The following is a 12,920-nucleotide window of genomic DNA, read 5'->3' on the forward strand; positions in this document are numbered from 1 at the left end:
GTTCACATGAATACTGTCGCCAGCCCGGCTTACACCGACCTGTCGCCGACCTGACACGTCCACGGACAGAGGTGTTCGGCCTGGTCACAGCGGACAAGGGGTGCTCCGATCCCAGCTCGAGCTTCGTCCGCAGCAGCGCCTCCCGGCGGTCGGTGACTGCCGATCAGCGAGCGTCTCTAGGGCTGCCCCAGCTCGTCGTCCAGCCGTTTTTCGAGCTTTTCCACGAGGGCCGAGGCGATGAGGGCCACGGCTCGATCGTCGTCGCGGGACAGTTGCCGCAGGGTATCCAGCGCGGTGGTTCCTGGCATCTCGGCGAGTGCCTGGGTCAGTCGCATCCGTACTGCCGAGTCCGCTGCGTGTGCGGTCAGTCCGTAGACCAGCGCACTCATGATCCGATCCGCCCACTTCGCGTCCTGCGCCAACGTTCCCAAGAGCTCGGCCGCCTCGACATCGTTCGGGCCCGTTAGTACCGTGCCCACAAGTTCCGGCACAGCTTGGGTCACGCCCCGCGCACCCAGTGCGAGAGCAGCATGTCTGCGGGTCGTCGTGTCCGGGTCCCCGAGCGCATCCGTGAGCACCACGGTCGCCTCGTCGCCGGGTAGCTCGGCGAGCGCCAGGACCACACGCCGCCGGACGTCGACGTCTTCTGAGGCCATGCCGGATGCCACGCTCGCCACACCGTCGCCGCCGGCCCGCGCGAGGGCCCACCGCAGGGCCCCGGCAACGTTCGGATCGGATTCGGTGAGGACCGCCTCGGCCAGCATCTCGGCGGGCACCGACACGCCCTCGGCCGGGGCCAGGACGGCTTGCAGCCGCCGGGCGGCGCTCTGCGAACCGAGTCCGTGCAGGAGCTCGACGATGCGCAGGACGTCTTGCCAGCCGGAGGGCTCGGCCGCATCGACCGTACGAAGCCGCTCGAGGAGTTCTTGCTCCCGGTTCAGTCGTTCCTCGGTCTTTCGGATGAGATCGCCGACCAGTGTGGACGGGGTGAATCCGGCCTCGTCGAGAGCGCGTCCGATTTGGCTCAGCGACAGCCCCAGGGACCGCAGCCCCTCCACGTGGAAGATCCGCCGGATGTCTTCCGGGGAATATTCCCGGTAGCCACCCACGGTGCGACCGGTCGGTCGTACCAGCCCGAGGGTGTCGTAGTGCCTGAGCATCCGGGCGCTGACCCCTGAGCGGCGCGCCACCTCGCCGATCAGCACGCGGTTTTCTCCTCCCGGTCCGGACCGAGCGCGACGACCCGTCTTGCCTCATCGGCGGCGAGGTCGAATCCGGCATCCGGGTCGCGCAGGAGCCGCTCCGTGGCGCTCGCATGCGCCCGCACCGTCGGGTCGTGACTTGCCATCGCCGTCCGAAGGACCGGCTCGACCACGTCGCCGAGCGCGACGAGCGCACGGCTCAGACTCAGCCGGACCTCCCGGTCACCGCGGCCGAACTGCAGGGCCAGTTCCGCGGCCAGCCAATGCTTCTTCCCGTCGGGCACGAGAACGACGGCAGCGCGCCATGCACTCCGCGCGACCTCGTCATCGGCGTCGTGCAGCAACGACCGTGTGATCGCTGGCCAGGCGTCCGGGTCCCCGATCTTGGACAGGGTGTGCAACGCTTGGCTCCGTGCCTGAGCGTGCTCGGAACGCAGTTCCGCGCGGAGTTTCGGAACCGTGATCTGCGACGGGAGACGGGTAAGCGCCCATGTGAGCATGTCGCGCACGAAGAAGTCCGGCTCGATCGCGCACCGCTCTACGAGCGCATCGACGAAACCGGGCTCGGGATGCGTGCCGGCTGCCATGGCCGCCTCGAGCCGTGTCGATGAGTTCCCAGCCGCCAATGCGTCGAGCAGTCGCATGTCCTGTGGATTCCTGTGTGTCGAGTTGATGGGGACCACCTCCGACAGTCAGTGAAGTCCTTTACACAGTGGCAATGTCAAGTGCACGGGTGAGACGCCGTGGGCATCGCTGTACTCCACCATCGCATTGGTGGCCCGGCCCGTCGAATGCACTCTTCTGCCGCGACCAGGGTGCATTTGCCTGGTTCTGTCGGCATCCCTTCGGTGTCGGCGCGGACGCGTTGACGGCAAGGACGTTCCGGTCGGCACATTCCCGGTCGTTAGGGGCAGTTGTCCAGATCGATGTCTACGCCGATGCGTCGCACGCGCACGCTGGTGACCTGATCGTATGGCAGGTGCAGGCAGCGTAGTAAGCCCTTGGCGGCATGCTGGCATCCGCCTGGCTGGTCCGAGCAGTCGCAGTGGTCGGGGGTGCCGTCTTGGGGCATCGGTTCGGCTCGGTCGGGGTCGAGTCGATAGCTCATACCACCGATTAAGATCCCGTCCGCTTTCACAGAGACGACGATGTCGCGGTCGGCTGTTGCTTTGATCTCGCTCGGGTCGATTTCGGCGCCGGGGGTCGCGGTGAGGCGCACTCGGTGCTTCTCTCCGGCGGCGAGGCTGAAGCTGGTGCCGCCGGGGGTCGAGACACCGATCTTCCATCGTTTCGTCGATAGAATGCGCGGCAGCGTGATGTCGAGTCCGATCCCGACGCGCTTGTCGAAGGGGTTGCCAATGGTGAACGACCGTCCGTCGAGCACGCGCATGATTCCGCGGATGCCGTCCGCTGCGGGTATTGGGTGTACGTTGCGTTGACCTATGTTGTTGTCGTGGGGGACGAGTCGCCAGTCGGGGATGGATTCGCCGGCGCCGAACGCGTCGACGTTGCTTGGGTCGCCGGTGGCGGAGGTGATCATGAGAATGCATTCGTGGTCGGGCTGCGATGGCGTCCATGCGAACGGTCCAACGGTCACCTCGTCGCCGGGTGCGATGTCGACGGCAGTGAGTTCGGCGGTGGTCATCGCCTGCCAGTCATTTGGCCACACCAGGCCCGCACCGGGACGGCAGTGGTATGCCTTCACCCTGACGCCTGACGCGGTTTGGGTGCCGCGGTTGCGAACCCTGCAATAGGCGTAGTTGGTGCGTAACAACCATGGTTCCTCGTGTGTTTGTGCACTGTCGGCGCTGCGCCGGTTCCACACGTTTGGGTTGTTCCAGTAGACGGGTTGGAACTCGTATTCGCCGGTTCGGCCGTCATCGATGTAGACGTCGACGGCTGGTGGATCCCCGACGGTGGTAACAGGTGTCGGAGCGCCGGTCGGCTGGTAAAGACCCTGCTGCTCGAATGCCCACCGGATGACCTTGCCGTAGGCGCCGCCAGACATGCCTTCGCTGGTCCAGTCCCCGGCATCGGCGTCCAGCAGAGCGGTCACCCAGCCGGCGACGCTGGATGGATTTGTCGGCGGTGTCAGCGTGGCGACAGCGCGCAGCATCAGGTAGGCAGTCAATCGGGCCGCGAACCGGCGCGTGTTCAGATCAGCCGAATCGCCGCCGAGGCTGCGGTAGACGCGGAAATGCGTGGTCGACAGGATTTGTTCGGTGTTGTAGCCGCCGGTGTCGTTGGATCCGGCCCACGCCCACCCGGCGCCCACCGCGCGGTCGTGTCGACGGTTGATGGCAGTGGCGACCCACGGAAAGGTCAGAAATCGGTCGGTGGCTTCCGTGTCGGGGTCAGACAGAATAGCCGCGAAGCTGTCGCCAGCGGAGTGTGCGAATCCGAAGTTCGCTGAATTCACATGGTCGTAGAGGATGCCATGGCCGCCCAGCTCGTGCAGGACGATCCGCCAGTCGTTAGCCAGCCCGATCGGGTTGGCTGTATCACCGAGGTGGGCGAGCTCGTAATCGGTATTGGCGATGCCGCCGGTGCCGTTCCCGTTGCAGGATGCGTTCAACTCGATGCCGTCGCCCGACAAGAACCTGCCCCGGTGGTCGACTGGCATCGGAAACGTCGTGCCGTCGAAGTAGGTTGCCTGCGTGAACCCCAGCTCGGCGACGAGCCGGAAGAACCGGTCGTTGTGGTAGTAGGCGTTCACGGCGGCGAAGTCGTTGGTGCGGCTGCCGTAGTCGAAGTCGGTGCCGGTCGGCTCGGTTGGCGGCGCGACGGTGAACGGTTCGAAGTCCTGGACGGCGACGTTATCGCCCGTCAGGGCCTGGGCGGCACCCGATGCTGGTGCGGTCAACCCCGGCAGCAACACGGAGCTTCGCCAGAAGTTGAGTTGCGCCGCCGTGGCGTCCGGGCCGGTGGTGCCGCCCGCGGTGATGGGATCCCGCTCGAACACCATGCCGTTGACATCGGCGGCGAATGGCCGCAGATACAGCAGCGCGCCCGTTTGTGCGTCCACGATCGCGAGCCAGGTCACCGCAGCGCTACGTGGGGAGATGATCCGGAAGATCAGCTCGCGGGCGAGCCGGAACAAACCGTCGTCCAGGTCTGGGGCGGCAGGGATGTCGAACGGGAACGGCACGGCGTTCCCGTCATCGGATCCGATGTGGTCGCGGAGCCTGCGTGCAGCGTTGTACCGGTAGACAACTAGGGTATCGGAGACGAGCTCCACCTCGATGGATTCGGTCCGAGCACCGAGCATGCCCCCGACCAGATTCAACGGCGCCTGATCGCCGATACGGTTGTCGCGCAACGCCTCCGGCGTCAAACCGTCGAGATCGATCTGCGGCCACGTCGTGTTCTGGACGCCAGCGACCCGCGCCGGCTCCAACCGTAGCGTCACCGTGGTTCCGCTGCGCCACACCGGGATCCCGCGCCAGGTCTGCTGGAACGCGACCGTCGTAGAGTCGAACTGTTTCTTCTCACCATCGAAGCGCAGCTCGATCTCCTGACGATCGTCGCCTCCGTCGCGAATGCCGGCCCCGGTGAGCCAGTGTGCCCCGATCCCCAACACACTCGAGTGAGCGGTGAGGAACTCACGAGCCGCCAACTGCGGAAGCTGCGCGGCAGTATGCCGATTCCGATCCGACGGCCGCAACTGCCGGACCAGACCCTCATCGTCGCGCTCCAGGTAGAAATCCAACGTCGCATCGAACTCCTCGGACATCACGCCCTCCACTTCATCGCGCAACCGCACACCAGGGGCGAGCGGTACTTCAGGAGCCTCCTGACTCTCACCCCAATGGCGAGCGTTCTCACGAGTACCCCACTACCTCATTCCCGCTTGCCGCAGGTCGGAAGCCAGACACCGCACGGGAAGACGGCCGGTAGTCCACGAAGCTCAATGGCGGGTTCGAGCTCGGTCTGTGACCAACCAGGCGCATGTAGAACCACGGAATCGGCCACCGACTCAACCATCTGACGATCATGACCGAGTTGCTATGGGCCCGCGACAGCGTTGTCGACGTGACGCTCAACGCCTTCGGCCACTTTCGCGGAGCCTATTTCTGTAGCGGATCGTTTTTGCCAACTCCGGTAGGTGGGGCCCGCTCACCTCCGAAGTTCAACTGTGATCAGAACGGGACCAAGAAACCGATGAACGTCGAGCCGTGGCGGTGGACCGGCATGGACACGAATGGGTGAATGACCTGGTGGCATTGGGGGCATTGGACCGCAACAATATTGAACGTCGTGGCGCTGTTGCAGCCCGGCTTTACGGTTCTCGTTCTCGGCGTGCGACAGGTAGCATCCTCCGCGTCCGCAACTGCCGATTATCGTGCACCCGCCACGATTCCCGCGACGACGAGCAAACCCCCGGCCTCACTCGAACGACCGAGCGGCTGGCGCCAGGGCGCACGTGGTCAGAGGGGCTGGAGCCGGGCGTGCAGGAGGCAGAATTCGTTGCCTTCTGGGTCGGCTAGGACGTGCCAGTTGTCGGTGCTGGTTTGGCCGACGTCGACGGGCCTGGCGCCGAGAGCGAGCAGCCGCTCCAACTCGGCGTCCTGGTCGCGGTCGGTGGGGTTGACATCGATGTGCAGTCGGAGTTTTCCGGTCCGCGGGTTGCTGCTGGGGATGAGGATGAGGGTGGGCTGCGGGCCGCCGAAGCCGGCGTCGGGCGGCCCGATCTCGATGCTTCCGTCGTCCTCCCGGCCGAGTTCGACATAGCCGAGGACCTTGCTCCAGAATGCGGCGAGCCGGTCGGGGTCGGTGGTGTCGATGACCAGCTCACTGATGCGGCATGCCATGCGCGTCAGTGTAAGTCGACAACCCGGGAGTCGATAGTCGGCCGTGTGCCGGAGGGCTGGGTACGCAGATAGTGGTGTCGCAGAACGAAGTTCCGGGCATCGGCGTTGTCGATAGCGGTCACGATGTAGCGGGCGGGGGCGAGATGTTCATGGTCGCTGCGGTATCGGACCGATGTGACCAACCGAACGCACGGTAATGGCTCCCTTATCGCGTGGTTACTCAGGCGAGATGCAATGCGGTGCAGGGACATTCGCTCATGTCGACTTGCGTGCGTTCGGAACGATTCATTCTCTGCACTCGTCAAGCCTCTGCACTTGTCGAGCGAGCGGCTATGAATCCGTTGGATCTTGCTGGCCGAGCGTGACCGCCTGCGCGGCGGGCCCTGGAGCCTGCCTTTAAGCGAGTGGCTCCGTGGCATCCGGGCCCGGAGCCACCGCAAAAACCCGTTGCCGGACCACGACGACCACTGCTACTTTTCCGGAGGCCGTGCGAGAGAACGAGGAGGTGGTACCCGTGAACGCAGTATCGACATGGGTGCTCCCCTCTCGGGTCATGGTCGGGCGATAGGTCGTCCGGGAGCGCCGTTCAAGAGCACTCCCGAAAGGCACGACCATGCAATTCACTTCTGAACAGCGCCTCGACGACGGCATCCTCGAGCGCGAATTCACCCTCGGCGAGATCCCCGGCATCCTGTGGACGCCCGCATCCGCATCCGCACCGGCGCCGCTGATCCTGGTCGGCCACCCCGGCGGACTGCACATGATGTACCCCCGACTGGTGGCCCGGGCCCGGCACGCCGCGGCGCAGGGATACGCCGCGGCCACCATCGAGCTCCCCGGGAGCGGTGACCGGCCCCGTTCGGCCGCCGCCGAGCAGGCCCGCGCCGACTTGCGCCGGGCGCTGGAGGCCGGTGAGCCGGTCAACGACGAGATCGTCGACCGGCTCGTCCTCCCGCTGGTCGAAAAGGCGGTCCCGGAATGGCGGACCACCCTGGACGCCCTCCTTTCGCTGCCCGAGATCGGCGGCCCGGTCGGGTATTCGGGAGGGGTGATCGCCATCGGCCTCCGGCTGGCGGTGGTCGAGCCGCGCATCTCGGCCGCCCTTCTGTTCGCCGGGAGTTTCGTGCCCCGCACCATGTTCGAGGAGGCCCGGCAGGTCACCATTCCGCTGCAGGTCCTGCTGCAGTGGGACGACGAAGGAAACGACCGGCAACTGGCCCTGGACCTGTTCGACGCCTTCGGCTCCAAGGAGAAGACGCTGCACGCCAATATGGGCGGGCACACCGGTGTCCCGCAGTTCGAGGGGGACGCCGGGAACCGGTTCTTCGCCCGCCACCTGAAGTGAGCCCGGCCCGTCAGGCCGGCAGCAGACGATAGGAGCTGTCGGCCAGGATGCCGCTCATCGAGGACAGGTCCCGGCCCTCCTCGATAGCGGTGGCCAGCAGATGCACAACCGCCCCGATCGCGGCGGTACCGGCCATCGGCGGTACCGGCCGGTCGGGGCGGCACTTCTCATGGGTGACGTCGTGAAGGTCCCGCTGGTGTTGGTGTCATGATGTCCAGCGGTCGGCGACCACGGCAGTCAATGCACTGTAATCCCGCGACCCGCGCGTTCGACCGGGCGATCAGGGGCACGCAACGCTGAAACGGCTGCGGCCTCTGATCGCTTGCCGGGCAAGGCTTCCTGCGTCTTGGCGATGCGCGGTACTGCCGACGCGTGTTCGGCTAGAGAGCGTCTTCGAAGTGGGTAGCGGCGACGGCCGGTTCTCTGGGGACTTACTGGGCGGGCGCCTCGGCTAGCGACAGACTGTTCCCGTCCGGGTCCAGCACTTCGACGTGGCGCACGCCGTTGCTGTAGGTCTCCACCGGCTCGTGGCCGATGCCGTGCGCGGCGAGACGGGCCAGGACGTCGTCGAGGTCGGTCACACCGAACGTGATCATCGCCCCGCCCACCCGCTCGGCCCGCACATCCCGATCGTCGATGACGATCCACGCATTCTCACCGACCTGCCACAGGTACTCCTCGCCGATGACCTCGTCCGCCGGGCGCCCGAAGAACGCCCCGTACCACTGCACCGCCTTGGTCCGATCACTCACGCACATGATGCTGTACAAATCCATTCCGGCCACTTCTCTCGGTAGTTTTCGGAAATTTGGACCACTTCCGCGACCGAAACTCATCGGACGACAGTAAACAGACTGCGGAGAGTCACGCCGAGCCCGTCTTTGAAGCCAGATGAGCAGGGTGGCCAGATCAAGACGCCCCGGTAGACAGTCGCCGTGTCCACGGTGGTCGGCCTGGCTGTTGCAACCCGACAAGCGTTTCCGCGACCGTCGCTCGGGAGTGGCGACCTTCGACCGCACCAGCAGCCTGTACTACCGCTGGGCGCGTGGGCCCGTGAAAGTCGCATTGGATCGCGTTGTGGCGATCTCGGCCGGAAACGGCGTCGTGGTTGTGTGTGGTTTTCCTGGTTCGGGGAAGTCCACGGCCGCAGCGTATCTCGCTGCGCGGTGGCATGCGAGCGTGTTGGACAAGGACAGTTTCGCGCCGCGCCTCGAGCAGGACGTGATGCGGGCTCTGGGTGGTGATTCGTTCGACCGCGACAGCGATCTCTACCGGTCAGTGGTGTCTCCCGGTATCTACGACGGGCTGGTCCGTACCGGGCTCGGGATCGGCCTCCGGCATTCGGTGGTGTTGGACGCACCGTTTCTTTCGGTGATCCGACACGCGGGCGATACCGGCGTTTCACTGGCACGGCATCTGCGGATGAGGGTATCGGCACCGGAATCGCTTGCGGTGCACACGGTGTGGATCGACAGCCCGGCCGCGCGGATCAGGGAACGTATGATCGCTCGCGGTGCCGAGCGCGACGCGCCGAAACTCGCCGACTGGGATGGCTATCGGTCGAAGGTTCTCGACAGCGGTCTGCGCGAGATCGCGCACGCCGTCGTGGATTTCGTCATCGACAACTGAATGCGGCAGTGATTCGACAGACCCGACCACTTCCAATATTGGCTGGTGCGTGGCGGCACGTGGCATCACGATGGTGCGATGGGCGAGATCGTGGGCACCGCGCACCGAATCCTGTGGAACGAACTGCCGGAGCAGGTACGCGCCGAGATCGAGTACCGCCTCGGTGCCCGGGTTCGCTCGGCCGCCTCTCAAACGGGCGGGTTCAGCCACGGCATGGCCGCGCGACTGCTGTTGGATGACGGCCGCCGGGCTTTCGCGAAAGCGATCAACGGCGACGACGACCTGTCGGGCATGTACCGGACCGAGGCACGGTCCGCGGCACGGTTACCGCGCACGGTACCGACTCCGTCGGTCCAGTTCACTGTCGATATCGCGGGATGGTTCATCGTGGTGTTCGACGACGTCGATGGCCGCCATCCTCGACTCGATCGGCCGACCGAACTGGGGGCGGTCCTCGCCGCGGTCGAGCGGCTGGCCACCGCGCTGACGCCCAGCCCTCTGCCCGATGTACCCACGATCGCCGACGATTACGGACCGCGCCTGAACTGCTGGCGGCGATTTGCCGGGCATGGCCCGCCCTCCGACCTCGACAGCTGGACGCTGAGCAACCTCGACCGGTTGGCCGAGTTGGAATCGACCTGGTCCGAGCCCGCCGCCGGCGACACCTTGCTAAACACTGACCTGCGTCCGGACAATATGCTGCTGCGCGCCGACGGGGCTGTGGCGGTGATCGACTGGGCGTGGCCGTGCCGAGGCGCAGCCTGGATCGACCTCGTCTCGCTGGCACCATCGATCGCGGCCAGCGGAGTCGACCCGGATCCGATCCTCGCCGCACATCCTTCAACTGGTGATGCCGATCCAGCCGCCATAGACGCGTTCATCTGCGCGCTGGTCGGCTACTGGGAGAACAACAGCCGCCTACCCGCCCCACCGCGATCACCGAAACTCCGCCGCTACCAAGCACACTCGGCACAGGTGTCACTAGCATGGTTGAAGCGACGACTGGTATGGCCGTAGGAAACGGCCGGTGCGCCCCAATGCTGGCTGATCGCGGGTGAGATGCGTGAGATCGCCGACATACTGCAGCGGTTGCTGAGCATGTACTGATGTGCTGAAAGTGCTCTGCCGGAAGGCATTTAACAGGTGGAAGTCATCCAACAGCACGCCGCCAGCATCCACCGATGGCAACTTCGATTTCGCGCGCCACCTCTCGAGTGCCACTGATTCTGCTGCGCGCCAGCGACATTCACCAGATTCCTTCCCATCATCGGGAATGTGCGAAGCGCTACTGGAACCATGATGTCGGGTTTACTTGGCAGGACCCAGCCCTCGGTGCGATGGAGCGTCTACGTGGGGTTAGATTCGTCGGCAGCCGCCCGATACGGTGGCATCGTCCCGCCGGGTTTCACCGAGCTCAGGCCCGGTGTCAGCGAATTCCTTGTGGTGGCTGTCGATTTCGACCTCACCACCCGCGGTGAAGCAGGGTTTCGCGACCTTGCGGCGCTGCTGCCGGATTCGGTAACGGTCTGGTTGACCGCTCAGCCGCCCGCGAGCGTCGCGGATACGGCGTCGGGCGAGGCGTACACGGCGTGGTGGTGGGACCGGCTCGCCGCCGCTGGAGCGGAGATCGACGCGGTACTCGGATATTGCGCGGGCGGCGTGTTCGCTTCCGCGCTCGCCGATGAGGTGGCGCGACAGGAGGGCCGCCGACCCGCCACCGTTCTTTTCAATCCCGGTCGGCCTACCAAGGATTCGGTGTTCCGCGATATACGCACCACCCTGACTGCGCTGTCCTCGCTGTCGGGCGCCGAGCGCGATGACCTGATCGGCGAGGCGAGCGCCCTGCTGGGGGAGTGGCCGCGGGATGTCCCCGGCATTCTCGATCGACTCCTGGCGCTCTACCGCGACGCCGCGCACGCCGCCTTCGAACGAGTCGGTATCGCACCGGATGTCGGCGCCGAGCTGATCGATGTGTTCGCCTCCTACACCGCCTATCTGCGGGCGGCCTCGACCATGGCGGCGCGCCCGCAGTGGTCGTCGGCGACCGCCCTGATCTCCGTGGAAGACGACGGAGAACCAGATTTCACCGTGCACCGCGTCCCCACCACGATCGGCCGTCGCGACCTGTTGCGGACACCCGAGGTCGCACGCCTGGTCATGAACGCGATGCAGCCGGAAAGGCGGAGTTGATATGGCGACCGGCACATCCACTGTCGCGGAACTGTTCAGCAGACAGGTGCATCGGATCGGCGATGCCACGGCTGTCGTCCACCCCGACGGCCGACTCAGCTACCGCCAGCTCGACGACGTCGCCACCCGTCAGGCCCGAGCGTTGCACCGCCACGGCGTGCGCCGGGGTCACCTCGTCGCGGTGTACCTCGACAACTCCCTCGATCTCATCATCGCGCTGCTCGCGATTGTCAAGAGCGGGGCATGTTATCTGCCACTGGCCGTGACCGATCCGTCGCGGCGTACCGGGATGCTCCTGCGAGCAGCCGAACCGAAGCTCGTTCTGGTCCACCAGCACGGCACGGAGTGGATGACCGGACTCGCTCCCATAGTCCCGATGAGCGTGGAGACCGGCGACGACGATCCCCCCGGCAATCCGCGACCCGGCCCGGCGCCAGGCGATGCCGCGTACATCATCCACACGTCCGGTTCCACCGGCCGCCCCAAGGGCGTCGTCATCGAACACGGTGCCCTCGCAACGTATCTACGTTGGGCCGTGACGTGGTATCCGGGCCTTGCGGGCTTGGTGCGCGTGCACGCCTCGCCAGCGTTCGACATGGCGGTGACAAGTCTGTTCGGCCCACTGGTCGCGGGCGGAACTCTCGACGTCGCGCCCCTCGACGATCCCGGCGAAACCCACGACACGCCGACCTTTCTCAAGGTGACTCCCGCGCACCTGCCGCTGCTGCGCTCCGCGTTCCCGCACTGCGCGCCCACCTCGGATCTCATCGTGGGCGGCGAAGCGCTCACCGGTGCGATGCTCGCCGACTGGCGGCGCGAGAACCCGGCGGCCACCGTTGTCAACGAGTACGGTCCCACCGAAGCCACGGTGGGCTGTTGCGTCCACCGGGTGGTGCCGGGCGAAGCACTCGCACCTGGGCCCGTCCCCATCGGCCTGGCCACCCCGGGAACCCGGCTGCATGTGCTCGACTCCCGACTCCGTCCCGTCGGCGCGGGGGAGTTGTACATCGCCGGGCAACAACTTGCGCGCGGCTATCTGGGTAGGCCCGGACTCACGGCCGCCGCCTTCGTGGCCGACCCACTCGGGCCGCCCGGCACGCGGATGTATCGCACCGGCGACCGCGTTCGCCGCCGAGACGATGACCTGCTCGAGTTCACCGGCCGGGTCGACGACCAGCTGGCCATCAACGGATTCCGGGTCGAGCCGGGCGAAATCGTCGACATGCTCACGCGGGCCGCCGACGTGGATCAAGCCGCGGTGGTAGCTCTCGACGACGGATCCGCAGGTGCAGGGCTCGTCGCGTATGTGACACCGGCACCGGGCGCCACCCCGACCGCCGCCGCACTGCGGGAGTACCTCGCCGACCGGCTTCCGGGACACCTTGTGCCAACGACCATTGTGCTGCTGGAAGCGTTTCCCCTCACCCCGAACGGCAAGCTCGACTACGCCGCTCTACCGGAACTCGTTGCAGGCACTGGGATGCACGCGGATTCGCCCCCAGCGCCGCGGACACCGACGGAACATCTCGTCTGTGAGCTGATGGCGGAGCTGCTCGAACTCGAACAGGTCGGCATCGACGATGATTTCTTCGCCCTCGGCGGGACCAGCCTGGCCGCCGCGCGCCTGGTGACCCGGGCCCGCCGCAACGGCGTGGATTTCACCCTCACCGACGTGCTCAGCCACCGTACGGTGCGCAGGTTGCTCGATCCTCCCTTCCGCCCGGCCGGGCACTGAGGAGACGA

Annotated in this window: 11 protein-coding genes; 5 read left to right on the forward strand and 6 right to left on the reverse strand. The window is 66.2% G+C overall.

The window, feature by feature from the left end:
- Positions 1 to 176 precede the first annotated feature (176 nt).
- The 4 genes from OG874_RS02000 to OG874_RS02015 form a co-directional block, all read right to left on the reverse strand.
- Positions 177 to 1,205 carry a MerR family transcriptional regulator gene (locus OG874_RS02000; RefSeq protein ID WP_330253406.1) on the reverse strand — a complete coding sequence of 343 codons (1,029 nt, stop codon included), beginning with the start codon at positions 1,203 to 1,205 and terminating at the stop codon, positions 177 to 179.
- A complete protein-coding gene (locus tag OG874_RS02005) occupies positions 1,199 to 1,846 on the reverse strand; it encodes a HEAT repeat domain-containing protein (protein ID WP_330253407.1) in 648 nt (215 codons plus the stop codon). Before OG874_RS02005 ends, OG874_RS02000 begins: the two co-directional genes overlap by 7 nt.
- Positions 1,847 to 2,106: 260 nt before the next feature.
- On the reverse strand, positions 2,107 to 4,935 hold the full coding sequence (locus tag OG874_RS02010; RefSeq protein ID WP_330253408.1) for a hypothetical protein: 2,829 nt from the start codon (positions 4,933 to 4,935) through the stop codon (positions 2,107 to 2,109).
- A 694-nt stretch (positions 4,936 to 5,629) separates the two neighbouring features.
- Entirely contained in the window at positions 5,630 to 6,013 is a 384-nt protein-coding gene (locus OG874_RS02015; RefSeq protein ID WP_330253409.1) for a VOC family protein, read from the reverse strand.
- A 613-nt stretch (positions 6,014 to 6,626) separates the two neighbouring features.
- On the opposite strand from OG874_RS02015, the gene OG874_RS02020 reads away from it, so the two are divergent.
- Positions 6,627 to 7,358, forward strand: a complete 732-nt coding sequence (locus tag OG874_RS02020; RefSeq protein ID WP_330253410.1) for an alpha/beta hydrolase — start codon at positions 6,627 to 6,629, stop codon at positions 7,356 to 7,358.
- Between the two features lie 10 nt (positions 7,359 to 7,368).
- Here OG874_RS02020 and OG874_RS02025 read toward each other — a convergent pair whose 3' ends face one another.
- Together OG874_RS02025 and OG874_RS02030 are read right to left on the reverse strand one after the other, a co-directional pair.
- Positions 7,369 to 7,494 (reverse strand): hypothetical protein, encoded by a 126-nt coding sequence (locus OG874_RS02025; protein WP_330253411.1) that lies wholly within the window; start codon positions 7,492 to 7,494, stop codon positions 7,369 to 7,371.
- Positions 7,495 to 7,789: 295 nt separating this feature from the next.
- Positions 7,790 to 8,116: a VOC family protein gene (locus tag OG874_RS02030; RefSeq protein ID WP_330257693.1), complete on the reverse strand. Its 327-nt coding sequence runs from the start codon at positions 8,114 to 8,116 to the stop codon at positions 7,790 to 7,792.
- Positions 8,117 to 8,357: 241 nt separating this feature from the next.
- On the opposite strand from OG874_RS02030, the gene OG874_RS02035 reads away from it, so the two are divergent.
- The 4 genes from OG874_RS02035 (at position 8,358) to OG874_RS02050 (ending at position 12,912) form a co-directional block, all read left to right on the forward strand.
- Positions 8,358 to 8,987: an AAA family ATPase gene (locus OG874_RS02035; RefSeq protein ID WP_330253412.1), complete on the forward strand. Its 630-nt coding sequence runs from the start codon at positions 8,358 to 8,360 to the stop codon at positions 8,985 to 8,987.
- A gap of 78 nt (positions 8,988 to 9,065) precedes the next feature.
- Positions 9,066 to 10,004: a phosphotransferase gene (locus OG874_RS02040; RefSeq protein WP_330253413.1), complete on the forward strand. Its 939-nt coding sequence runs from the start codon at positions 9,066 to 9,068 to the stop codon at positions 10,002 to 10,004.
- Between the two features lie 333 nt (positions 10,005 to 10,337).
- Positions 10,338 to 11,177 carry a hypothetical protein gene (locus tag OG874_RS02045; RefSeq protein ID WP_330253414.1) on the forward strand — a complete coding sequence of 280 codons (840 nt, stop codon included), beginning with the start codon at positions 10,338 to 10,340 and terminating at the stop codon, positions 11,175 to 11,177.
- Between the two features lies 1 nt (position 11,178).
- Positions 11,179 to 12,912: a non-ribosomal peptide synthetase gene (locus OG874_RS02050; protein WP_330253415.1), complete on the forward strand. Its 1,734-nt coding sequence runs from the start codon at positions 11,179 to 11,181 to the stop codon at positions 12,910 to 12,912.
- Positions 12,913 to 12,920: the final 8 nt, after the last annotated feature.

It is taken from the genome of Nocardia sp. NBC_00565 (assembly GCF_036345915.1).
Classification (GTDB): domain Bacteria; phylum Actinomycetota; class Actinomycetes; order Mycobacteriales; family Mycobacteriaceae; genus Nocardia.